This is a genomic window from Pokkaliibacter sp. MBI-7 (assembly GCF_029846635.1).
In the GTDB taxonomy this organism is placed as follows: domain Bacteria; phylum Pseudomonadota; class Gammaproteobacteria; order Pseudomonadales; family Balneatricaceae; genus Pokkaliibacter.
Window position 1 is genome coordinate 1,391,907 of the sequence record NZ_JARVTG010000002.1, and the last position, 22,864, is coordinate 1,414,770.

At 55.1% G+C, this 22,864-nt stretch carries 21 protein-coding genes; 7 read left to right on the top strand and 14 right to left on the bottom strand.

The features are described 5' to 3' along the window. Window positions 1–191 precede the first annotated feature (191 nt). The 12 genes from QCD60_RS26030 to QCD60_RS26085 form a co-directional block, all read right to left on the bottom strand. Window positions 192–689 carry a DUF4124 domain-containing protein gene (locus tag QCD60_RS26030; protein WP_279789880.1) on the bottom strand — a complete coding sequence of 166 codons (498 nt, stop codon included), beginning with the start codon at window positions 687–689 and terminating at the stop codon, window positions 192–194. Between the two features lie 153 nt (window positions 690–842). Further along, window positions 843–1,673, bottom strand: coding sequence for a phosphodiesterase (locus QCD60_RS26035; protein ID WP_279789881.1), 831 nt, complete (start codon window positions 1,671–1,673; stop codon window positions 843–845). Next, window positions 1,670–2,815, bottom strand: a complete 1,146-nt coding sequence (locus QCD60_RS26040; protein ID WP_279789882.1) for an ABC transporter ATP-binding protein — start codon at window positions 2,813–2,815, stop codon at window positions 1,670–1,672. Before QCD60_RS26040 ends, QCD60_RS26035 begins: the two co-directional genes overlap by 4 nt. Window positions 2,816–2,840: 25 nt before the next feature. Then, complete coding sequence (locus tag QCD60_RS26045; protein WP_279789883.1) at window positions 2,841–3,674, bottom strand: ABC transporter permease subunit; 834 nt, start codon at window positions 3,672–3,674, stop codon at window positions 2,841–2,843. Between the two features lie 2 nt (window positions 3,675–3,676). Continuing rightward, window positions 3,677–4,570, bottom strand: coding sequence for an ABC transporter permease (locus QCD60_RS26050; RefSeq protein WP_279789884.1), 894 nt, complete (start codon window positions 4,568–4,570; stop codon window positions 3,677–3,679). Beyond that, window positions 4,570–5,589, bottom strand: a complete 1,020-nt coding sequence (locus QCD60_RS26055) for an ABC transporter substrate-binding protein (protein WP_279789885.1) — start codon at window positions 5,587–5,589, stop codon at window positions 4,570–4,572. The genes QCD60_RS26050 and QCD60_RS26055 overlap by 1 nt, the downstream gene beginning before the upstream one ends. Window positions 5,590–5,617: 28 nt before the next feature. After that, a complete protein-coding gene (locus QCD60_RS26060; RefSeq protein WP_279789886.1) occupies window positions 5,618–6,649 on the bottom strand; it encodes a substrate-binding domain-containing protein in 1,032 nt (343 codons plus the stop codon). A gap of 365 nt (window positions 6,650–7,014) precedes the next feature. Continuing rightward, window positions 7,015–7,998, bottom strand: coding sequence for an oxidoreductase (locus QCD60_RS26065; protein WP_279789887.1), 984 nt, complete (start codon window positions 7,996–7,998; stop codon window positions 7,015–7,017). A gap of 186 nt (window positions 7,999–8,184) precedes the next feature. Beyond that, window positions 8,185–8,832 carry a TetR/AcrR family transcriptional regulator gene (locus tag QCD60_RS26070; RefSeq protein WP_279789888.1) on the bottom strand — a complete coding sequence of 216 codons (648 nt, stop codon included), beginning with the start codon at window positions 8,830–8,832 and terminating at the stop codon, window positions 8,185–8,187. Window positions 8,833–9,002: 170 nt separating this feature from the next. Continuing rightward, complete coding sequence (locus tag QCD60_RS26075) at window positions 9,003–10,334, bottom strand: IS4 family transposase (RefSeq protein ID WP_279781589.1); 1,332 nt, start codon at window positions 10,332–10,334, stop codon at window positions 9,003–9,005. Window positions 10,335–10,471: 137 nt separating this feature from the next. Continuing rightward, on the bottom strand, window positions 10,472–11,173 hold the full coding sequence (locus QCD60_RS26080) for a YebC/PmpR family DNA-binding transcriptional regulator (RefSeq protein ID WP_279789889.1): 702 nt from the start codon (window positions 11,171–11,173) through the stop codon (window positions 10,472–10,474). A gap of 110 nt (window positions 11,174–11,283) precedes the next feature. Next, window positions 11,284–12,270 (bottom strand): D-glycerate dehydrogenase, encoded by a 987-nt coding sequence (locus tag QCD60_RS26085; protein ID WP_279789890.1) that lies wholly within the window; start codon window positions 12,268–12,270, stop codon window positions 11,284–11,286. Window positions 12,271–12,493: 223 nt separating this feature from the next. On the opposite strand from QCD60_RS26085, the gene QCD60_RS26090 reads away from it, so the two are divergent. From QCD60_RS26090 to QCD60_RS26115, 6 genes are all read left to right on the top strand, one after another. Next, window positions 12,494–13,135 (top strand): TetR/AcrR family transcriptional regulator, encoded by a 642-nt coding sequence (locus QCD60_RS26090; protein ID WP_279789891.1) that lies wholly within the window; start codon window positions 12,494–12,496, stop codon window positions 13,133–13,135. A 240-nt stretch (window positions 13,136–13,375) separates the two neighbouring features. Further along, window positions 13,376–14,248 carry an N-carbamoylputrescine amidase gene (aguB, locus tag QCD60_RS26095; protein ID WP_279789892.1) on the top strand — a complete coding sequence of 291 codons (873 nt, stop codon included), beginning with the start codon at window positions 13,376–13,378 and terminating at the stop codon, window positions 14,246–14,248. Window positions 14,249–14,250: 2 nt separating this feature from the next. Beyond that, complete coding sequence (gene aguA / locus QCD60_RS26100; protein ID WP_279789893.1) at window positions 14,251–15,357, top strand: agmatine deiminase; 1,107 nt, start codon at window positions 14,251–14,253, stop codon at window positions 15,355–15,357. A gap of 161 nt (window positions 15,358–15,518) precedes the next feature. Further along, on the top strand, window positions 15,519–15,758 hold the full coding sequence (locus tag QCD60_RS26105) for a Trp family transcriptional regulator (protein ID WP_104155180.1): 240 nt from the start codon (window positions 15,519–15,521) through the stop codon (window positions 15,756–15,758). A gap of 157 nt (window positions 15,759–15,915) precedes the next feature. Continuing rightward, window positions 15,916–17,322, top strand: a complete 1,407-nt coding sequence (locus QCD60_RS26110; protein ID WP_279789894.1) for a chorismate-binding protein — start codon at window positions 15,916–15,918, stop codon at window positions 17,320–17,322. 2 nt (window positions 17,323–17,324) lie between these two features. Continuing rightward, a complete protein-coding gene (locus tag QCD60_RS26115) occupies window positions 17,325–17,987 on the top strand; it encodes an aminodeoxychorismate/anthranilate synthase component II (RefSeq protein ID WP_279789895.1) in 663 nt (220 codons plus the stop codon). Between the two features lie 104 nt (window positions 17,988–18,091). Here the strand turns inward: QCD60_RS26115 and QCD60_RS26120 are convergent, their stop codons facing one another. Together QCD60_RS26120 and ppsA are read right to left on the bottom strand one after the other, a co-directional pair. Continuing rightward, the gene (locus QCD60_RS26120) at window positions 18,092–18,643 is read right to left on the bottom strand and encodes a hypothetical protein (RefSeq protein WP_279789896.1); all 552 of its coding nucleotides are present in this window, start codon (window positions 18,641–18,643) and stop codon (window positions 18,092–18,094) included. Between the two features lie 328 nt (window positions 18,644–18,971). Continuing rightward, window positions 18,972–21,338 (bottom strand): phosphoenolpyruvate synthase, encoded by a 2,367-nt coding sequence (gene ppsA, locus QCD60_RS26125; RefSeq protein WP_279789897.1) that lies wholly within the window; start codon window positions 21,336–21,338, stop codon window positions 18,972–18,974. Between the two features lie 482 nt (window positions 21,339–21,820). Between ppsA and QCD60_RS26130 the strand changes: the two genes are divergently transcribed. Further along, on the top strand, window positions 21,821–22,648 hold the full coding sequence (locus tag QCD60_RS26130; protein WP_279789898.1) for a kinase/pyrophosphorylase: 828 nt from the start codon (window positions 21,821–21,823) through the stop codon (window positions 22,646–22,648). Window positions 22,649–22,864 lie beyond the last annotated feature (216 nt).

Here is a 22,864-nt window from a genome sequence, read left to right on the forward strand (position 1 = left end):
CTATTCTGTTTCGGTCGTGCTGACAAGCGCACCCCGAATTGGCCAATGGCCTTTTCTCAATCCGGGACGCTTTCATGATCTGGCGAGAAAAGCCAGACAGGGCGAAAACAGCGGTGCGAAAGAGGAGATACAGGAGAGGTGGTCACCCAGCCGGATGCCAGTGAGCCTCACAGGCATCCACACAGGCGCTATTACTGGAAGGAGAACAGCACGCCATTCATGAACATAACTTCGTGAATGATCGCCCCGCTGCTATCTTCCCATTGCCAGTTTTCGACAATGTCGTCAGCCGTGGACAGCGTACTCTTGTTGGTCGGTTCACCCCAGGCTCTGGCGACCCAGTACGGCGTCATGCCATTTTCTACCCGATGACTGTCCGCCAGCCGCTTCATGTGCTGAGCCTGTGCCTCGAACGCATTGGGCAACCCTCCCGCAGCAGGAGGATTGTTGGCCAGCTGATCATTCAGCTGCTCAATGACCGCATCATTCTGGGCGCTGCCCGCTGAAGGCGCCGTTGCTGCCGACGCCATGTCGGGCGCAGGCTGGTCCTCCGGCTCAGACAGCTTCACACCGTCAGCACAGGCCTTGTCGGTGAAGGTTTTAACCCCATCGACCATGCAGAAATAGATGTCAGCGCTGGCCGCAGGCGCGACAGATAACGCCGCCACAACGAGTAGATACTTCACCATTCTCTCGCTACCGAACCATTAAAAAATGTTTCGGCATTTTACAGTTCCCCAACAAAGCCCGAAATAGCACAGTACAGTTTTTATTCAAACCATCAGGTCAGGATTTCCCGTTAGACCATCCGTCATGACGCAGGCAGCCTGCGTGAGATTGCCTCAGTCAATCAGCCCATGAGCATCAAAAAACGGATAGGGGCCTGCATACTCATCCAGCATGCCAGTGTGGGTGATCAGCGCCTGCGCCTCTGTCCACCAGTGCAGCAGATAGGCCGGTGGCTCCATGACAAAGCGCGATGGCGCCTGCGGATCAATATCCAGCGCCACCTGATGGGAGGTTCCGGGGCAGCAGCACACCAGCGTACCGGCAAAGCGCTGCTGAATACTGCGATGCAGATGCCCGCACAGCACCCGCTCCACCTGCGGATGACGACGGATCACCGCCGCCAGCTGCTCACTGCTGAACAGGCGCTGCACATCCATATGGCCGATACCACTGATAAAGGGCGGATGATGCAGCATCACCAGCGTGGGCTTAGCGGGCGCGGCTGCCAGCGTCTGCTCCAGCCACGCCAGCCGCTGCGGGCACAACTCGCCGTGGGGCTGACCGGGAACGGTGGAATCCAGCCCGATCAGGCGCAGCGGGTAGTCATCAATGCACCACTGCAAAAACCTGTCCTGCTGATGCAAATAGCCATGCTCGGGAAAGGCGGCACGCAGCGCCTGACGCTCATCATGGTTACCCGCTATCAGGTAGAACGGCATCTGCAGCGGTTGCAGTGCCTGTCGCAGAGTGGCGTACTCTTCCGCCCGGCCAAAATCCACCAGATCACCAGTGATGACCACGACATCCGGTCTGGGACGCAGGCTGTTCAGGCGGGTGACGGCATGTTGCAAGGCCCGCAAGGTATCCACCCGCTTGTAAGACAGCCTGCCTCCGGCCTTGATATGCAGATCGCTGATCTGGGCGACGATAAACTGACGACTCATGTTGCGCTTCCTGCGGCACTTCCTGCCTTCTTTCCGGCATGAGGCTGTGTCTGATTGCCGGTGATGGTGAACAGCGCATCTGCCGGGACGGTCAGACTGATCACATCGCCGACCTGCCAGTGCTGTCGGCTGCTGCTGTCGACCTGTAATGGCTCCGCTGCGCCGGTATCAACCAGCAGGCGCTGACTCTGGCCGAGGAAGAAACGCTGAATCACCCTGCCCCGCACAGCCACCGGCTCGTCGTCAGTGCAAATCCGCACATCTTCCGGGCGGCAATACAGCAAGGAGGCGTCACCCTGATAGTCAGACGGCAGACCCCCGCCCGTCACCTGCAGACTGCCCTGCACTCGCCCCAGGATGGCAAAGCGATTGACCGTGCCGATAAAGTCCGCAACAAAGGCCGTTGCAGGCTGATGATAGATTTGCTGCGGAGTGCCCAGTTGAGCAATACGCCCCCTCTCCATCACCGCGATGCGATCCCCCAGCGCCATGGCCTCGGCCTGATCGTGAGTCACATAGACGGAAGTAATGCCCAGCTGACGCAACAGCTGGCCGATATCAATCCGCAGGCGATCACGCAGTTTGGCATCCAGTGCCGCCAGTGGCTCATCAAACAGCAGCACCCGTGGCTGCACCGCCATGGCACGGGCCAGCGCCACACGTTGTTTCTGCCCGCCAGACAGCTCATGAATGGCGCGCTGCTCCAGCCCCTGCAGATGGACCATGTCCACCATTTCGCCGGTACGCTGACGTATCACCTCAGCAGAATAACCACGAATCTTCAGACCGTAGCCGATGTTGGCGGCAACGTTCATGTTGGGGAACAGCGCGTAGTTCTGAAACACCATGCCCACATCGCGCTTCTCAATCGGCAGATGGGTGACCTGTTCATCACCAAACCACACTTCCCCTCCGGCGTCAGGTTGCTCAAGGCCGCTGATAATGCGTAACGTAGTGGTCTTGCCACAGCCGGAGGGGCCAAGCAGCACCAGCGTTTCCCCCGGCTCGACAGCCAGATCCAGCGGGTGCAGTGCGGTGTGTTGCCCCTGCCGCCCGGCAAATGTACGGGCACACTGGCGCAGGCGAATACGCACAGGTTCGCGATGAGCGACCTGAGGCAAAGTAGCAAATGTCGACTTCATAAGGTTTTACTCAAACTCAACAGCATTACTGCACGCTTCGGCTGGCACGCCGGGCAGCCCACTGGCCAAACCATTGGATCAGCGTCAGTAGTGGCAGAATCATCAGCAGGAAGATCAGGGTATAGGCCGAGCCAATTTCCAGTCGCATTGAGGCATAGCTGTCCGCCAGCCCGACCGGCAAGGTCTTGGTCAGCGGGGTATGCAGCATCCAGGTGATATTGAACTCGCCCACCGACAGGGTAATTACCATCAGGGCACCCGCCAGAATGCCGCTGGTGCAATTGGGCAGAATGACCGTGAAGAAGCGTTGAATAGTGCCGGCCCCGAGACTGGAGGCGGCCTCTTCCAGACGCACCACATCAATGGCCTGCATGACCGCCAGCACCGGACGAATCATGAAGGGCAGCGTAAACAACACATGGCCGACCAGAATAAACAGCCAGCTGCTACGAAAGCCATGAAACTGCCCATAGGCCAGCAACAGTGCCAGAGCCGTCGCCAGCCCGGGGATGGCGACCGGCATCAGCAGTAATTCTTCAATGATCGCAGCCCAGCGCTTGCGGCACTTGAGCAGACCATAGGCCGCCGGGACGCCCAGCAGCAAGGTACAGCCCAGACAGGCCAGCGCCAGATAAATGGACAGCCAGATGCTGTCGGCATACAGCCCCCACACCTCGGCTATCCAGCGGGTTGTGAGGCCGCTACTCAGACCGGCAAGGTAGTTTTCGGTCAGACCGGCCAGCACCGACATCAGCACCGGCACAATCATGAAAGCGCAGACGGCCAGCGTAAAAATCAGCTGCAGGACAAAGCGCCAGTGCAGAACGCCAGCACCGCGTACCAACAAGGATGTAGACATGCTTACGCACCTCCGAGACTGGCATCTGCCGATAATCGCCGCGCCAGCGCCAGCGCCAGCCAGGTCACCGCGCCCAGCAGCACAGACAACGCCGCGGACATGGCAAAGTTGGCGTAATTGGTAAATTCGCCGTAGATGGCCATCGGCACCACATTAATCCGGGTGCCCAGGGTAAAGGCCGTGCCGAAGGCACCCATGCTGGTAGCGAAGCAGATGGCGCCGGTTGAAATTAACGCCGGGCGAATGCCGGGAATAAGCACATCAGCAATCACCCGCCAGCTGTTGGCGCCCAGCGAGCGGGCCGCCTCTTCCAGACTGGTATCGAGCTTTTCGCAGGCCGCCATCACCGTCATGATCACGCGCGGAATGGAGAAATACAGATAACCGATAAACAACCCGGTCAGGGAATAGGCAAAGGTCCAGCGTTCACCCGCCAGCAGCTGGCCAAGCTGTGCTGACAGCCCCTGGCGTCCACCCAGCATGATCACCAGAAAGCCAACCACGACACCGGGAAAGGCCAGTGGAAAGGTCAGCATCGACAGCAACAGGCTGCGCCCGAAGAAATGATTACGTGCCAGAAAGCAGCCACAGATAGCAGCGATCACCACCGCCAGCACCGCGACGGCCAAAGACAGCAGCACCGTCACCAGCAGGCTGAACAGATATTGCCGATGAGTCAGCACGGCCCAGTAACCCGGCTCGCCGCTGCCACTGTCAGCACCAGCGCCCATCACCATCAGCTGTACAAAGGGCAGCAACCAGAACGCCAGAAAGAAAGCCAGCGCGGGTGCCAGCGCCCAGTGCGCCAGCCACTGACCATAATGACGCCGTGGGCGCGCGGAAGGGGCCGCCCGGCTGGCGGGCTGCCCTCCTGTCGTCAGTAACGACTGCGACATTACTGCACCTCGGCCAGATAGCGCGCAGAGAATGCCTTCTGCACATCCGCCATGTGGCCGTAGTCCACTGCGCTGGCACGGGCATAGTCACTGCCCGGCAGGAAATGTGACTGCGCTTCTTTGGAAATGGCGCTGGCACGTACAGGACGCAGGAAAGCGTTGGCCCAGATCGCCTGTCCCTTGTCAGACAGCACGTAGTCGAGCACTTTCTTGCCTTCCGCACTATGAGGGCCATTGTTCACCAGACTCATGACGTAAGGCACAACCACAGTCCCTTCCTGAGGAATAACGAAGGCAACGTTGACGTGGTCTTTGTATTTGGCGCGGTAGGCGTTGAAGTCATAGTCCAGCAGGATGGGGATTTCGCCTGACATCATCCGTGCATAGGCCGTTTGCTTCGGCACAATCGGCTCGTTGGCTGCCAGCTTTTTGAAATACTCGATAGCGGGCGTGAAGTCATCGAGGCTACCGCCTTTAGCCTGATTGACGGCCACGGCACCGACGTAACCCACGAAGGCGCTGGACGGATCCAGATAACCCACCATGCCTTTGTACTCTGGCTTGAGCAGGTCATCCCATGACTGCGGAATGGGTTTGCCGCCCAGCGCATCGACATTGACCGCAAACCCCAGCGTGCCGCTGTGGATGGCAAACCAGTGTCCCGCCGGGTCTTTCAGACCAGCCGGAATCTCATCCCAGTGGGCTGGCTGATACGCCGTGACGACATCGGCCTTTTGCGCCTGAATGCCAAACGTCACCCCGTAATAGACCACGTCAGCAACCGGGTTACTCTTCTCCGCCACCAGCTGCGCCAGCGACTGGCCGGAGTTTTTGTTGTCCTGCGGCACGCTGATCCCCAGATCCTGCTTGATGGCCTGCAGCTGCGTCCCCCAGTCCGCCCATTCTGGCGGGCAGTTGTAGCAGATCGCGGTGTCAGCCGCCTGAGCGGTGCCCATCATACCCAGGGTGGCCAGTAGCATCGGGGCGGCGAACTGGCGCAGCCAAGTGGACTTCTTCATAATGTCTCCTGCTTTCTGTTATCAGGTACTAGCGAGTACGGATGCGGTGAGCATCGGTGTCGGGCCGTTGCAGCGGCCCGGCACTCTCACCCGGTCTCAATCGATGAGGCAGTTTGCCAATATCAGGCTGCTCACCCCTCATCATGGCCAGCAGCACAGCAACCGCTTCACGGCCGATGGCCTCCCGCGGTTGCACCACCGAACAGAGCGACGGGAACAGCAGTTCGCCCAGCTCGATGCCATCAAATCCAATCACCGACATATCGTCAGGCACGGCATAGCCGTGACGTTGCAGATCACTGATCAGGCTCAGTGCCAAAAGATCGTTGGAACACAGCAAGGCGGTCAGCCCCTCATTGCCCTGCACATGCGATTGCAGCAAAGGGAAGCTGGCGCGGGTGTGGGAAGCCATCTCAATGACCGGACGGGGCGTGATGCCGTGCTCGCGCAAGGCGGCGCAATAACCGTCGTACCGCAGCCGTGCCCTGTCAGACTGTGCCATCGGGCCTGCGACCATACCGATCTGCCGGTGCCCCAGCGCCAGCAGATACTGTGCAGCGTCGTACATGGCCAGCCGGTTATCGACACTGATCGCCTGCACATCGGGGTCGGTGGGCTGGTTGTACACCAGCACATAGGGCACGGACTCTCGCTGCAGCTTGGCCAGCACTTCGCTGTTTTCTGCGTCCGCTACGGTCAGCACCAGACCATCAACGCGCTGGCACAGCATCTCCTCCACCAGTTGCAGTTCCTGACTGGCGTCGTAGCCGGTCGTCGTTACCAGCAGTGCATACCCCTGCTGCCGGGCAGCCAGCTCCATCGCCAGCAGTTGCTCGGCAAACACCGGATTACGGGGATCAGGCAGCAGGACGCCGATAATGCGGGTGGCCTGAGTGCGCAACTGCTGAGCCAGACGATTGGGGCGAAAGGCCAGCTCCTCGGCCGCCGCCAGCACGCGCTGCAGGGTCGTTTTACGCACCAGCTCGGGCTGAGAAAACACTCTCGCTGCCGTCGCCCGGGACACGCCTGCTTTTTTGGCCACACTCAATAAGTCCGTCATTGCACGCTGCCGTTCTGTCACACGCTCATTTAACAACCAAAATGAGATCGATCTCATTCAGTAGCAAAGTAACCACCAAGGATGACGAGCACGTGACAGTTTTGCGGCAAATTACGTACAGGGCTCAGATCAGAATAGATACGTGGTCAGCAGAGGGGTCGCCATCAACCGCTGGTCAGACGGAGAAACGGAGAAACGGAGAAACGGAGAAACGGAGAAACGGAGAAACGGAGAAACGGAGAAACGGGGCAGGCGATGACAAGCCCTGCCCCTTATGCCAGCGCAAACTCGTGCGCTGCGGGCTGGAATGATTCAGGCAAGCGCAGCAAACAGCGGGCTTGGGCCGACACCTGCTGGCGATGGCTTCAGCGGTTTACATCCACTACCACGCGACCACGTACCTGGCCGTCCAGCAGTTGCCGGGCAACAGGTATCGCCTCGGCCAGGCCAATAGTATGGGTAATCAACGCCAGTTGCTGCGGATCGATCAGCTCCCCCAGCCGCTGCCAGGCTTCAATACGATCAGCTTTGGGTCGGGTCACACAGTTGATACCGCGCAGCGTAACACCACGCAGAATGAACGGCGCCACACTGGCGGGAAGATCCATCCCCTGTGCCAGACCGCAAGCAGCAACAATGCCCTCACTGGCGGTAGCAGCACAGACGTTGGCCAGCGTATGGCTGCCAACAGAGTCAACGGCAGCAACCCAGCGCTCTTTGGCTAAAGGCCGGCCCGGCTCAGACAGACTGCTGCGCTCAATGATCTCGGCTGCACCAAGCTGCTTCAGATACTCAGCCTCCTGCGGACGCCCGGTGGATACGGTAACGGTATAACCAAGCTTAGCCAGAATACTCAGCGCAAAGCTCCCCACTCCACCATTAGCCCCCGTGACCAGTACGGAGCCCATCGACGGGGTAATGCCGTGTTTCTCGATGGCCAGCACACACAGCATGGCGGTGTAGCCTGCGGTGCCAATCGCCATGGTCTGCTCGGGAGTAAAAGCAGTGGGCAGCGGAATCAGCCAGTCTCCCTGCAAGCACGCTTTCTGCGCCAGCCCACCCCAATGGCTTTCACCGACTCCCCAGCCGTTGAGCAGTACTTTATCGCCCACCCTGTAGTCAGCGTGGTGGCTGTTTTCTATCGTCCCTACCAGATCAATGCCCGGCACCATTGGAAAGCTACGCACAATGGGCGACGTCCCCGCGATGGCCAGTGCATCCTTGTAATTCAGCGTTGAATAGTCGACGGCCACGGTCACATCACCGGCGGGTAGCTGGTGATCATCCAGCTGGGTCAGTTCGGTGCGATAACCCTGTTCGTCTTTGCTTATCAGCAGTGCCTTGAACATCTGAGGTTCTCCTTGGTTAGCGGGCCACCCTGACTACTGGGTGGCGACAAGTTATAGACCGATCGTCTATTGAATTTCACTAAAAACCCAGACGTTATGCCTGGGCTATTTCAAAAGTGCTGACGCAATATCAGAACAGCGAGTAAGACTGAGCTGGGCGGCGTACACTGATTAGCCGCATACAATTCAGCTGCTGCGGTTTGCGCTTATCATCCTGAGAAAACCACTGTAAAACACGTCCAGAGGTGCCGCGCTGCACTGCAAACGAGCACGCAGCACTGCCCCTTCCCAGCCTATCCAGAAAAACTGAGCAAGCTCCTCAGCATCCAGTGCAGCTGACAACTCCCCCTGCGCCTGAGCAGCCTGCAGGCAAACGGTCAAGCGTTGCTGCCAGCTGTGCAGGATGGCATCCAGCTGCTGGCGAAAATCATCCGGCAATACCGCGACTTCCTGTCCCATGTTCCCCACCAGACAACCACGGCGGAAACCATGGCGTGCCATTCCAGCACTGGCATCCGCGATAAACGCATCCAGGCGCTGCAACGGTGACAGCCGTTCATCAAGCAGATGGCGATCCAGTTTACGCTCGAAATAGCGGGCATAACTTTCCATCACCGCCCGACCAAAAGCCTCCTTACTGTCGAAGTAGTGATAGAACGATCCTTTGGGCACCCCGACCTGCTTTAAAAACCCTTCCAGGCCGGTGGCAGTGAACCCTCGCTCGGTCAGCACTTCCATGCCCCGGCGAATCAGCGCCAGACGCGTCTCAAGCTGGCCATCGGGCTGCTTCGGCGGGCGTCCGCGGCGGCGAGGTGAAGTAAGTGATTCTGTCACGAGTGCACCGACCTATTTATAGACTGATCGTTTATTAAATTGGCAGACTACCCGCTCAACAGCCGCCTGTCCAGCCGCCGTCAGTCGAATTGAGAAGGAGGGAAGAGCGTTAAGCAGGATCACGAACGCCAAAGAAAGGCAAAATAAAACCGGCCTGAGCCTAATGCCAGTCAGTTAAGCTGACTGGCATTTTTATTTCTGGTCGGATACTTGGACGGCTTGGGCTTGACCACCCGCGGGTAACTGCGCTCCTCACGTCGATGAGGCAGGACGTAGTGCATGGCCGAAGCCTGTAGTTCAGCCAGGTAGCGAGGGATGTTGCCTGGATGATTCAAAGAGACCCCGTTCAAGAAGCCCAGGATCGCCCAGGTGCAGGCGGTGAAACTCATTTCGCAGGGGGAGATGCCAGGGCAGTGGCGACTCATTTCCAGCATTTGATAACGCAGCAGATTGTACCCCAGCAGTACGCCCCACAGCTCTTGTTCAATCATCTCCGGCGTTTTACTGCGCAGTGTGTAGTGACCCGCGAGCATGCCTTGCTTCATTTCTCGATAGCCCAATTCGATTTCCCAACGCTGGCTGTACAGATCCACGATGTCATCTGGCGGAAAGCGCAGAGGATCGATCATCGAAGTCAGTACTTGCCGGACTTTGCCCTTGATGGTCTTGCTTAATAACCTGGCCTGTAGCGTGTCGGGCAGCTCGGGCCATTGCTTACGCGCCTGCGGCGAGGTCTTTAGCGAGACGATGGCATCCTGGCGTCCCAGCTTGTATAGCACCTCATATTGAGCATCCTTGCGCAGCGGCAGTAGCCAATGGCGCTGAGTGCCTGTTTGTTGCCAGCGATGAAGAAGCCCCAGCGAATAGAAGCCACGGTCGAACAAGGTCAGCGAGTGATCGGGTGTGCTGTCGATCAGTTGTTCGGCCAGCTTCATCTCGTTGCTGTGATAACCGGCAAAAGCACTGCTCACCAGCATGTGACTGGTCAGTTCCATCTGGCAGACCATGCGCACTTGGGGATAGCCGGTATCGCCATGCTGATTACTGGCGCTGCCATAGTGCTTGCGGTTGTCGTCCGTATCCGCTGTGCGCCAGACCACGCCATCGACACTGAGCAGGCGCAAACCCGCCCAGGTGGGGTGATTGGCGCTGGCATGCCAGCGTTGTTGCGTCAGGGAAAAGACTTCTCGCACCGCCGCACTGCCCAGGCGCTGCCGACCTTGCACGATGGCACTGGGTGCCACCAGTGGCCTCTGCCCAGGCAGCATGATGTCCATACGACTCGCAGCATCCCAGGCCGACATCCGGCGAAACAACGCCATGGCGATCACGCACCAGATCATGGACTCAAGAGGGAGGCGTCGCTTACGTATGGTCGCCACTCCCGCCGTTTCCAGTGCGGTGCTGACCAGGTCTGGATCAAGCAGCGCCCCCAGTTCATCAAGGGCGTGAGTAGTAGAAGCGGCTTCGTGAGTCAGTGCCAAGGCGCGGGACAGTCGCATAAAAAATCCGATGCTCAAAACAAGCATCGGATTTTCGTTTCAGGGCGCAAAAGGTCAAGCTGTTGGGCTTAACTGACTGGCATTAGGCCTGAGCCGGTTTTATTTTGTTATACATCGCTATGTCAGCCGCGTGAAACTTAACCTGCCAGACCTACATAGATATTCTGCACGTCGTCGTCTGCTTCCACCTTTTCCAGGAACGCTTCAACTTCAGCCAGCGCATCGCCTTCCAGAGAAACAGGGGTCTTGGGCACATAACCCAGTTTGGCGCTCTGCACGCTGTAGCCAAACTCTGGCAGCGCTGCCGCTACGGCCATCAGATCAGAAGGGTCGGTCATGAACAGTACTTCACCGTTCTCGCCCTCTTCCAGATCCTGAGCACCAGCTTCGATAGCAGCTTCTTCAGCATTGGCATCGGCCTTCTCGGCAGTTGCTTCGATCAGACCCAGATAGTCAAACGTCCAGGCTACAGAACCTGAGCTGCCCAGCTGACCATTACGGAAGGCAACACGCATGCCGGAAGCAGTGCGGTTTTTGTTGTCGGTCAGACACTCAACGATGACGGGAACCTGATGCGGCGCGTAGCCTTCGTAGGTTACCAGCTCATAGTTGACGGTTTCGTTCAACAGACCCGCGCCCTTCTTGATGGCACGCTCGATAGTGTCTTTAGGCATGGACGCTTTACGCGCCTGCTCCACTGCCATACGCAAGGCAGCATTGGTATCGGGATCAGCACCCGCACGGGCTGACACGGTGATTTCACGTGACAGCTTGGTAAAGATTTTGCCCCTGGCGTTAGCAGCCTCGGCTTTGCCTTTGGCTTTCCACTGTGCACCCATCGCTGATTACCTGCTTAGCATCTCTAATCGGTATCGCCGTCAGTATGACTGTACGACTACAAAAACAGGGCCGAAGTATAAGCCCTGTTTATCGAGGGAGCAAAATCAGGTCAGTTAAGGGCGTCGCGGGCACTGTAGCCACTCAACACCGCAGCGATGTTATCGAGAGCACGCAGGCCCATGGCATCGCGGGTTTCCGTTGTGGCTGAGCCCATATGCGGCGCCATAAAGACGTTGGGCAATTCACGAAAACGCAGGTCATATTCCGGCTCAGCAGCAAATACGTCCAGGCCTGCAGCAGCAATGTGCCCTGATTTCAGTGCTGCCAGCAGGTCTTCTTCATTCACCAGCTGACCTCGTGCGGTATTGACCAGAATCGCCCCCTGCGGCAATTGCTTGAGCCGGTCAGCATTGATGGCGCCAGTGGTCTCGGGGCTGGACGGTGCGTGCAACGAGAGGAAGTCACAATTCGGCAGCATGGCCTCCAGATCGCTGTAGTAGGTAGCACCTTGTTCAAGCTCCGGGCTCAGGCGTGAACGATTACAGTACAACACCTTCATATCGAAACCACGGGCCCGCCGCGCCACTGCCTGACCGATACGGCCCATGCCCCAGATCCCCAGCGTCTTGCCACTGACCTCGGTGCCGAGCAAGTCACCCAAGCCAAACCGCTGGCGCCAGCCGTTATCCATGACCTGCAGGTACTCACGCATTCGCCGTGCAGCGCCCAGTAAAAGCAACATCGCCATATCAGCAGTGGCATTGGTCAGCACATCGGGTGTGTTAGTGGTGACAACACCCAGTGACGTTGCCGCAGCCACATCCATGTGCTCATAGCCAACACTGCTGGTGGCAATGATTTTGATCTGCGGCGCCAGTGCCGTCAGCGTCTCGGCTTTAACAGGAATACGGGAGGAAACAAGAATGGCCTGAACCGAGGGATTGGCCTTTACCACTACAAGCATTTCTGCCGGTGTCAGCTGCTTTTCCTGGCTTAGCAGAGCATCAAACTCGGTCACGGCACGCTCAGCCACGGCAGAGGTCACGGGGGCAGCACAGAGTAGACGGGGAGCATTGGCGGTTGATAAGACAGACATAGGGGAATCCTTGATAACAATGGCAGACCGGCCTGGAACACACAGCGATAACGGAAAAAGTCATACATCACATTACCAGCTCTTGTAATGTCGGGCGTTCCTCAAAACAACGCAGCAGCGTGGGCAAGTGATGAAGAAAGGTGCGTTACTTGTGCTGCTGGTCTCACCGGCTATACTGCCGACCACAGCAAAGCCGATATTCATCTGTCAGAGAGCAGTTACGATGGCCACTCGCTCCTCCACACGCCGCCCTCGTGCCAGCAGTCAGGCCCGTATCGACACTATTCTCGAGGCCGCTCGCGAGCTGCTCAGCAGTGAAGGGCTGGCCAATCTGTCGATCTATGCTATTGCGGCAAAAGCCGATATTCCTCCGTCTTCGGTGTACCACTTTTTCCCCAGCGTGAGTGATGTGCTGGAGGCATTAATTGCGTCAGTGCATCAGGCTTTTCTGCACGCACTGGCCGTACTGCCAGCAGCGGGCCAGATAGTCAGCTGGAATGACCTCGCCGCCCACATCGAGCAGCAGGTGTTGTCGGTCTACAACGATGATGAAGCGGCCCGACAGCTGATACTGTCCAGCCACGGCATGAGCGAGGTGATGTTACGAGATCGTCAACATGACGTGGAGCTGAGCCATGCGGTAGCCGCCTTGTTTAACCACTACTTCAAGCTGCCGCCGCTACCTGCAGACATCGACATTTTTGATCTGGCAATGCAGCTGGCAGACCGTATCTACACCCTGTCCATCCAGCGTCACGGAGAGATTACGCCGACCATGGCAGCCGAAGGGCTTCGGGCCTATCAGGCCTATCTTGGTTTGTACTTGCCACCCTTGTTACAGCGTCAATCGGGCAACACTCAATAACCGATACTTATCGATATTTTCCCATTTATCATCAGTGATTATTTTAAATTTCACTTTTAATACGGATAAATATCGACTATAAAACACCCCAACAGCATATCGTCTTTATCAACGGGTTGCGCGCCACAGCGCCTGACCCTATGAGCAAGGCGCTTGTATGCATCAGTTACTCGCGCCAGATGTTTGTCTCAATACAGCATCGGCAGACAACCTTCACGAACCACAGATATGAGGTTTGCCATGAGTCGTAACGTTACCGTCGCAGCCACCCAGATGGCCTGTTCCTGGGATAAAGAAGCCAACATCGCCAATGCTGAGAAACTGGTTCGTGAAGCTGCCGCCAGAGGTGCGCAGATCATCCTGATTCAGGAGCTGTTTGAAACACCCTATTTCTGCCAGAAACCCAATGCAGATTACCTGTTGCTGGCCACTACTCTGGAAGACAACCCTGCCATCCAACATTTCCAGAAGCTGGCTAAAGAACTGGAAGTGGTACTGCCCATCAGCTTCTTTGAACTGGCTGGTCGTGCCCGCTTCAACACCGTCGCCATCATCGATGCCGATGGCAGCATGCTTGGCATTTACCGCAAGAGCCATATTCCTGATGGCCCCGGCTACCACGAGAAGTATTACTTCAACCCGGGCGACACCGGCTTCAAAGTCTGGCAAACCCGTTATGCCAAAATTGGTGTAGGCATCTGCTGGGACCAGTGGTTCCCCGAGTGCGCGCGCAGCATGGCATTGATGGGGGCAGAACTGCTGTTCTACCCCACCGCTATTGGTACTGAGCCACACGACAAAACGATCAACTCCCGTGATCACTGGCAGCGCGTGCAGCAGGGCCACGCGGGTGCCAACGTTATGCCGCTGATTGCCTCTAACCGTATTGGCAACGAAGAACAGGATGGCTACGACATCACCTTCTACGGCTCATCCTTTATTGCCAACCAGTTTGGTGAAAAAGTGGCTGAGCTGAATGAAACCGAAGAAGGCATTCTGGTGCACAGCTTTGACCTCGATGAACTGGAGAAAATCCGCAGCGCCTGGGGTGTGTTCCGCGACCGTCGCTACAACCTTTACACGCCTGTCACCACTCTGGATGGAAAAGCCTGAATATGAGCATTTTGACCAGCACTCCCCGCCAGGACGGCTTCCACATGCCAGCTGAGTGGGCTCCCCACAGCCAGACATGGCTGATCTGGCCAGAGCGTACTGACAACTGGCGCGAAGGCGCCAAGCCGGTACAACTGGCTCATGCCACTCTTGCCAAAGCGATCGCTGAGTTCGAGCCTGTTACTGTCGGCGTCTCGGCAGCGCAGTATGAAAACGCCCGTGCACGCCTTGATCACCCCAACATTCGTGTGGTGGAAATCTCCAATGATGATGCCTGGGTGCGTGATACCGGCCCGACTTTCGTTATCAACCACGAAGGCGAAGTGCGTGGCGTCGACTGGGACTTCAATGCCTGGGGCGGCCTCAATGGCGGTCTGTATTTCCCCTGGAAGCGTGACCAGCAGGTAGCGAGCAAAATTCTCGAAATCGAACGCTGCCAGCGGTATGCCCTGCCCGGCTTTGTGCTGGAAGGCGGCTCCATTCATGTTGATGGCGAAGGCACTGTGATCGTCACTGAGGAATGCCTGCTGAATACCAACCGTAATCCACATCTGGATCGGGCGGAAATTGAAGAGGTACTCAGGCAGCATCTGAACATTGACAAGGTCATCTGGTTGCCCACGGGCCTCTTCAATGACGAAACCAACGGCCACGTTGACAACTTCTGCTGCTACATTCGCCCTGCCGAAGTCCTGCTGGCATGGACCGACAATGAGCAGGATCCTAACTACGCATTGTGCCGCGCCGCACTGGACGTACTGCAGCAGGAGAAAGATGCCCGGGGACGTGAATTTGTCATTCATACCATACCTATTCCCGGTCCGCTCTATGCAACCGAGGAAGAGGTTGCAAGCGTTGATCTGGTCGAAGGATCACAGGAGCGCACAACTGAAAGCCGTCTGGCCGGCTCCTATGTCAATTTCCTCTTCGTCAATGGCGGCATCATCGCTCCCTGTTTCGATGATCCCAGAGACGAGGAAGCCCGAGCGGTGCTGGAGCGCATCTGCCCTGACCATAAGGTAGTGATGATCCCTGGGCGCGAACTGTTGCTCGGTGGCGGCAATATTCATTGCCTCACACAGCAGCAACCTGCCCCTGTCCAGAGCTAACCGCGCAGAAACGCCAGCCTCTGCAAGTACAAGAAAGCATCGCCTCGGCGGTGCTTTTTTATTTTCAACACGAGTCACTCATAACTACTCACCTCCATCCCGATGACGACACAGCAAATTCTTCCTTGCCTTCCGAAAAAATATCTGTATCGTACTAGTACATGAATACAGACACCTATCTAATTGAATTGATTGATCATCTGCTGACCATGAATGATCAGAGCAGCATGGAGAAGGCGTTACGCAGCTTGCTGACCCCCTCTGAGCTAACGGAAATCAGCAAACGTCTGCAGATATTCAAGATGCTGGAACAAGGTATTCCCCAGCGTCAGATTGCCGAAACCCTGGGTGTCGGCATTGCCACGGTCACTCGCGGCTCACGTGCCTTACGTGGTGAGTAACGCAGTGAAGGTGCGTCAATCTAGATAGTCAGCACAGGAAAACATCATGCCCTGCCGCCCCAACTCACAGCGATGGCGAAGCTCAACGCACTGACGTTTCGCCCACTCCAGCCACTCCATGGCTGGCTTTATGCTGCTTCTGTGAGATACCTGCACCATGTCATCGGAATATTCCAACAAGCCAGCCATGCTTGAGCTGCCGCGCAAACCGCATTACATCACCCTTGCTACCGACATCGACTTCTTTGGCCTGTTCAAAAAGATCGAAAAGCAGTTCGATATCTGCTTCATGCTGGAGTCGCTCGGTGAGGAAAGCTTTATTTCCCGCTACTCCATCATCGGCTTCGATCCTGAAAAGGTGTTATCTGCCCGTGATAAAACCCTGACGATCACCGAACGTGATGGCAGCAAGGCAGACTATGTCAGCGACAACCCTTATTACCTGCTGCGCGATGTTATTCCGCAGAACATCATCTCGCGCAAATACGCGGGTGGCCTGACGGGCTTTATCAGCTATGACGCCATGAACTACTTCGAGCCGACATTGAAGCTGAAAACCAGCGACATGTTCGAGTCGTTCAAATTCGGTCTGTATAAGGATGGTCTGATTCTCGACAAGATGACCGGCGAGGTGATCTATTTCTACTACACCGACAACCGCTACCAGCTGGTACTTGATCTGATTGAGCAGGACTATGTGGGCAATGGCCCACTGAAGATCACCGCCACCGGTGAAACCATGAGCCGTGAGGAACATGCTGCTGCGGTCATGAAGGTCAAGCAGGACATCATTGATGGCAAGATTTTCCAGACTGAGGTGGGCTTCAAAAAGCGTTTCCGTCTCGAAGGCGACACCACCAATCTCTACGAAAAACTGCGTGAGGTGAATCCGTCACCGCAGATGTATTACGTCAAGTTCGGTGAGCAGAAAGTCATTGGTGCCAGTCCGGAGTTACTGTTCCGCTTGCGTCAGGGCGAGATGGAAACCTTCCCTCTGGCAGGCACGGCACGTCGCGGTAAGGACGAACAGGAAGACACCATGCTGGCGCGTAAACTGCTGAACGATCCCAAAGAGATCGCCGAGCACAATATGATCGTCGACCTCCATCGTAATGATATTGGCCGTGTGGCCGAGTTTGGTACAGTCAAAGTACGCAGCCTGATGGACATCAAACGATTCAGCCACGTACAGCACATTTCCAGTGAGATCGTCGGCATCATCGCCCAGGACCACGACATGTTTTCTGCGCTGGCCAGCAACTTCCCGGCAGGCACGCTCACTGGCGCACCCAAGATTGAAGCGATGAAGATCATTGATGATCTGGAGACAGATGGCCGTGGCCCTTATGGCGGCGCACTAGGCCATTTCTCCTTCAATGGTGACTGCACCTTTGCCATCCCCATACGAACGGTCTTTGCTAACGGCACAGAAGCCTATGTGCAAACCTGTGGTGGCAATGTCTACGACTCCAACCCTGCCGATGAGTATGAGGAAATTCAGCGTAAGTTCGCTGGCACCAAAAAGGTTCTGGATATGTTCAGCAGTGAAGGCCAGGAGGCGTAAGCATGAAAGTCTATATCATCGATAACTACGACTCCTTCACCTACAACCTGTATCAGTTCGTCGGCGAGATTCTGGTATCAGCAAAGAAGCAGAAGCGCGTCGACGACTTTGAAGTTGTGGTCAAGCGGAATGATGAGGTCACGCTGAACGACCTTCGCAAAGCCGCCCCTGATCGCATCATCATCTCCCCCGGCCCCGGTTCACCCGACGATGAAAGCTACTTCGGTGTATGTGCTGATGTCATTCGCGAGTTGGGCCAAACGATTCCGCTGCTGGGCGTTTGCCTCGGCATGCAAGGTATTGTGCATGTATTCGGTGGCAGGATTGTCAAAGCGCCCTTGCCGATGCACGGTAAAACCAGTGCCATCACTCACAATGGCACCAGCGTTTTCAGAAATATTCCCGATCAGCTGGAAGTCATGCGCTACCACTCACTGATTGCAGAAGCAGAAACCTTCCCTGACTGCCTGACCGTAACCGCTGCCGTGGGCAGTCTGGCGGCAACAGACTTCGATCAACTGAATGTGATCCGTACAGGCGGCACCTTCGAAGTAATGGGAGTCCAGCACAAAACCCTACCCATCCACGGCATTCAGTTCCACCCTGAATCCTTCGCAACCGAAGGCGGCAAGGAGCTGATCAGTAACTTCCTGTTCAACTGCTGATCTTCAGCAGTCACAACGTAAAACGGCAGCTTATCCGGCTGCCGTTTTTATTTTCGTTGCTCACTACCCTGCTGCATTTCAACGGAAGCAGCATCGTGACAGCGCTACTGGATATTGTTCTTTTTGACCTGCTCATCCCAATAGTCTTTCAATCGGATAATCTCGCCGTCATCGGGAAAAGCCTTCAACGCCTCCACAGCATAACTCTGCGCAGTCAGAGCGTTTTCCTGCGTATTTGACAGATGTTTGATCACCGCCTGACGTGGATTGGTCAGGGTCACTGCGTAGGTCGTACCACCCTCTTCATATACCAGCACGTTGTCGTTGGACATTTCCCCCAGCTCAATGTGATAGAGGTTATCTTTGCCATCCATCCGCGTTGCGCGCGGTGACAACAAATCCCGCTCGATTGTGAAACCAAGGGGTCGGGTGTAGATAAACAGGGTGTCAGTATTGAGGTCAGCCATATTTGCTACCAGCTCGACCGGCTGACTGACATTGACCCAAGGAATTTCACCCAGATTGGAATAATTCAGGGTGTAGTCATTGTACGGGGGGATTTGTTTGTAACCTTCTTCGGTTTTGATATACAGCCCTGGCTGCGAGAAGTCTTCGGCATACGCCGCTCCACTCACCATCACCAACAATGTCAGCATAGCTGCACGACACTTGTTCTTTATGGATTGCTGTAGCATTCCCAATCTCCCGCTCCCTATTCGAACCCAGATCAGCTACGTATGTCAGAACAGCAGCTGAACCCCGAATGTAACCGCGGTCGACATCTTAACAACCCCGCTAAGGCACCCCAAGCGATGGTAGCGATTTTCACAATCCCGACATGGGTTGCAGGCAACTGTTACATTGGTGGCACAAAGACACAGCCACTTCGCATGTCAGCGCTTGAGAAAGCACATACAAAAACACCCAGCCCGATTAAGTCAGAGCTGGGTGCTTTTTGCTGTCTATGGTGAATCAGCTGGTCGCTTACGCGCCTTCAGCCAGATAGAACCAGGTATCCAGCACAGAGTCAGGGTTGAGCGACACCGTATCGATACCCTGCTGCATCAGCCATCTGGCCAGATCTGGATGATCAGAAGGCCCCTGGCCACAGATACCAATATATTTGTTGTTACGCTTACAAGCCTGAATGGCCATCGCCAGCAACTTCTTCACAGCCTCGTTACGCTCATCAAACAGATGGGCAATGATACCGGAATCACGATCCAGACCCAGCGTCAGCTGCGTCAGGTCATTAGAACCAATGGAAAAACCATCGAAGTATTCGAGGAACTCATCGGCCAGCAAGGCATTGGCGGGCAGCTCGCACATCATGATCACACGCAGCCCATTCTCACCACGCTTCAGACCATTTTCCGCCAGCAGATCGATTACCCGGCTTGCCTCGCCCACAGTACGCACGAAAGGCACCATGATCTCAACGTTGGTCAGCCCCATCACATCCCGCACCTGCTTCAGAGCACGACACTCCAGCTCAAAGCAGTCACGGAAGTTGTCTGATATATAACGGGATGCACCACGGAAGCCGAGCATGGGGTTCTCTTCACCCGGCTCATAGCGGCTACCGCCGATCAGATTTTCATACTCGTTAGACTTGAAGTCTGACAGGCGCACGATCACCTTTTTCGGCGCAAATGCAGCGGCCAGTGTAGAGATACCTTCAACCAGCTTGCTGACATAGAAGTCGACAGGAGAACCATATCCTGCAATGCGCTTATCGATGGCCTGACGTACTTCGCGAGGCTGTTCATCAAGATTCAGCAACGCCTTGGGATGTACGCCGATCATACGATTGATAATGAACTCCAGACGGGCCAGACCTACTCCTTCGTTCGGCAGAGAGGAGAAATCAAAGGCGCGATCAGGATTACCCACGTTCATCATGATCTTGAACGGCAAACTGGGCATGGAGTCGATACTGTTAGTCTTCAGCTCAAAGTTCAGATGCCCCTTGTAGACGCGACCAGTATCCCCTTCGGCGCAGGAAACGGTAACCTCTTCACCTTCCTGCAGCTTCTCGGTAGCGTCACCGCAACCGACGATAGCTGGAATGCCCAGCTCACGCGCAATAATGGCTGCGTGACAGGTACGTCCACCGCGATTAGTGACGATAGCAGCCGAGCGCTTCATCACCGGCTCCCAGTCCGGATCGGTCATGTCGGTTACCAGCACATCACCTGGCTGCACTTTATCCATATCGGCGATGCTGTTGACGATACGCACCGGACCTGCACCAATGCGCTGACCGATACTGCGTCCCTCAACGATAACGGTGCCTTTTTCCTTCAGCAGATAACGCTCCATGACGTTCTGGTTGGCACGGCTTTTCACTGTCTCAGGACGTGCCTGGACAATGTACAGCTTGCCGTCGTCACCATCTTTGGCCCACTCGATATCCATCGGACGGCCGTAGTGTTTCTCGATGATCAGTGCCTGACGAGCCAGAGACTCCACTTCCTCATCAGTTACACAGAAAACCTGACGATCCTGCTTGTCGACATCAACAGTAACAACTGAGCGCCCGGCACGCGCTTCTTCACCGTAGATCATCTTGATAGCTTTGGAGCCCAAAGTACGACGTAGTACAGCGGGGCGGGCTGCCGCCAGGTTAGGCTTGAATACATAGAACTCGTCAGGGTTGACCGCGCCCTGCACCACGGTTTCACCGAGGCCATAGCTGGCGGTGACAAAAACCACCTGATCGAAGCCGGACTCTGTATCCAGCGTGAACATGACGCCTGCAGCGCCTGTCTCACTGCGCACCATCCGCTGTATGCCAGCAGACAGGGCCACTTCACCATGATCAAAACCATGGTGAACACGGTAAGAAATAGCACGGTCGTTATACAGGGAAGCAAACACTTCCTTGATGGCGTGCTTTACGTTCTCAAGACCACGGATATTCAGGAAGGTTTCCTGCTGGCCGGCAAAGGAAGCGTCTGGCAAGTCTTCTGCCGTAGCAGAAGAGCGCACGGCTACCGCAAGCTGCTGGTTATCTGCTGAAAGCTCTTCCCACGCAGCATTGATGGCCGTTTCCAGCTCGGGCTGGAATGGTGCTTCCATCAACCAGCCACGAATCTTTTTGCCGGTTTCTGCCAGTGCTTTTACGTCTTCGACGTCCAGCTCTTTCAACGTATCGGCAATACGGTTGGCCAAGCCACCATACTCAAGGAAGTCCCAATAGGCCTGGGCAGTAGTAGCGAATCCATTCGGTACGCTGACGCCTGCAGACGCCAGATTACTGATCATTTCACCCAGAGAAGCGTTCTTACCTCCGACACGCTCCACATCATTCATTCCTACCTTGTCGAAAAACAGAATATAGTTTGGCAAGGTGCAACCCCTTTGTAATCGTCTGATGCTTATGCCAGACCGCATCGACCCCCTATTTTCCCTCACTGGCTGTTGCATGATCTGCGTTTCACCACAGTTCCAAAGCAGATCTGCACTTGAGCCAGAGACTTTCCAACCAGCTACTTTAGTCTGATACTTGGTAACCAGATCAGAGCACCATATTCAAAATATATGTTCTATATTAAATGGCGGCTTGGAATAAAAAGAGGATCGTTATGCCTGACAAGGGTCATGATACTGAATTTTTTTTGGGATTTCTCCAAGGTCATCAAATGTAATTTCACTACAGGTCTGACCAATTTTTATTTTACTTAATATTCAACAAGTTACATGTGAAATTAACCATTTAACGGCTTAAATTAGGCGAATAACAAGAGACTCAGATTTTTTTCTTGTCATTTTACAAGATATGAAACTCAGTAAATTTGCAGCATAGCTGCAGAATAGAAAGGAAGTTGCAGATGCGTCGAACCGCTTTTTTTATTTCAGATGGAACAGGGATTACTGCCGAAACATTGGGAAATAGTCTATTAGCTCAATTTGACAATATCGAATTTGATCAAATCACCCTTCCTTATATTGACACTGCAGAAAAGGCCTTTAATGCAGTCAAGCAAATAAATAAAACAGCTCACTATGATGACGGTCGACCTATTATTTTTGACACGATTGTTAATACTGAAATAAGAGCAATCATTTCTGAAGCAGACGCCTTTATGATCGATATTTTTGGCACCTTCCTTAGCCCACTGGAAGAAGAGCTAAAATCAAGATCAAGCTATACGGTTGGCAAATCACATAGCATTCACGAAGAAAGGAAGTACAAACAAAGAATAGATGCGGTGAACTTTGCCCTGGATAATGATGACGGCATCAGAACCCGTCACTATGACCAGGCAGATGTGATTCTGGTTGGTGTATCTCGCTGCGGCAAGACCCCGACATGCCTGTATCTGGCGCTGCAGTTCGGCATACGAGCAGCCAACTACCCTTTGACAGAAGAAGACATGGATGACGGCATGCATCTGAAAATGCCCAATGCATTGAAAAAACACAGACATAAATTGTTCGGTTTAACCATAGAACCACCTCAGCTGGCAGCAATACGACATGAACGTCGCCCTGACAGTAAATATGCCGCATTTGAGCAATGTGAATTTGAAGTCAGAGAAGCATCTGCTCTATTTGCACGTGAGCGAATTCCTTTTATTGATACAACCAGCCTTTCCATAGAGGAAATATCAACTCGGATATTGGCGCAAACAGGGCTAGAACGGCGAATGAAGTAAACAAGGACGTTCTTGGCTAGATAACAGAGCACTTATTTAGCCGATGTCTTTTAGACTGGCTTGGGGGTTACCTTTCCCAAGCCAGTTTCGCTGGGTCCGGCCAAAGCCTGGATTAGGCTGGTCCTGATCTCATCAATGATGGTCATTCCTGAGACACAGAACTTGCTCACACGTAGGAAGTTTTACAACAAAGGGGCCAAATGAAGCAGTTTCATC

Excerpts from the sequence above, each read along its gene's own strand:
- QCD60_RS26030 (WP_279789880.1), bottom strand. The coding sequence starts at position 689 with ATGGTGAAGTATCTACTCGTTGTGGCGGCGTTATCTGTCGCGCCTGCG.
- QCD60_RS26035 (WP_279789881.1), bottom strand. The coding sequence starts at position 1,673 with ATGAGTCGTCAGTTTATCGTCGCCCAGATCAGCGATCTGCATATCAAG.
- QCD60_RS26040 (WP_279789882.1), bottom strand. The coding sequence starts at position 2,815 with ATGAAGTCGACATTTGCTACTTTGCCTCAGGTCGCTCATCGCGAACCT.
- QCD60_RS26045 (WP_279789883.1), bottom strand. The coding sequence starts at position 3,674 with ATGTCTACATCCTTGTTGGTACGCGGTGCTGGCGTTCTGCACTGGCGC.
- QCD60_RS26050 (WP_279789884.1), bottom strand. The coding sequence starts at position 4,570 with ATGTCGCAGTCGTTACTGACGACAGGAGGGCAGCCCGCCAGCCGGGCG.
- QCD60_RS26055 (WP_279789885.1), bottom strand. The coding sequence starts at position 5,589 with ATGAAGAAGTCCACTTGGCTGCGCCAGTTCGCCGCCCCGATGCTACTG.
- QCD60_RS26060 (WP_279789886.1), bottom strand. The coding sequence starts at position 6,649 with ATGACGGACTTATTGAGTGTGGCCAAAAAAGCAGGCGTGTCCCGGGCG.
- QCD60_RS26065 (WP_279789887.1), bottom strand. The coding sequence starts at position 7,998 with ATGTTCAAGGCACTGCTGATAAGCAAAGACGAACAGGGTTATCGCACC.
- QCD60_RS26075 (WP_279781589.1), bottom strand. The coding sequence starts at position 10,334 with ATGCGACTGTCCCGCGCCTTGGCACTGACTCACGAAGCCGCTTCTACT.
- QCD60_RS26080 (WP_279789889.1), bottom strand. The coding sequence starts at position 11,173 with ATGGGTGCACAGTGGAAAGCCAAAGGCAAAGCCGAGGCTGCTAACGCC.
- QCD60_RS26085 (WP_279789890.1), bottom strand. The coding sequence starts at position 12,270 with ATGTCTGTCTTATCAACCGCCAATGCTCCCCGTCTACTCTGTGCTGCC.
- QCD60_RS26090 (WP_279789891.1), top strand. The coding sequence starts at position 12,494 with ATGGCCACTCGCTCCTCCACACGCCGCCCTCGTGCCAGCAGTCAGGCC.
- aguB (WP_279789892.1), top strand. The coding sequence starts at position 13,376 with ATGAGTCGTAACGTTACCGTCGCAGCCACCCAGATGGCCTGTTCCTGG.
- aguA (WP_279789893.1), top strand. The coding sequence starts at position 14,251 with ATGAGCATTTTGACCAGCACTCCCCGCCAGGACGGCTTCCACATGCCA.
- QCD60_RS26105 (WP_104155180.1), top strand. The coding sequence starts at position 15,519 with ATGAATACAGACACCTATCTAATTGAATTGATTGATCATCTGCTGACC.
- QCD60_RS26110 (WP_279789894.1), top strand. The coding sequence starts at position 15,916 with ATGTCATCGGAATATTCCAACAAGCCAGCCATGCTTGAGCTGCCGCGC.
- QCD60_RS26115 (WP_279789895.1), top strand. The coding sequence starts at position 17,325 with ATGAAAGTCTATATCATCGATAACTACGACTCCTTCACCTACAACCTG.
- QCD60_RS26120 (WP_279789896.1), bottom strand. The coding sequence starts at position 18,643 with ATGCTGACATTGTTGGTGATGGTGAGTGGAGCGGCGTATGCCGAAGAC.
- QCD60_RS26130 (WP_279789898.1), top strand. The coding sequence starts at position 21,821 with ATGCGTCGAACCGCTTTTTTTATTTCAGATGGAACAGGGATTACTGCC.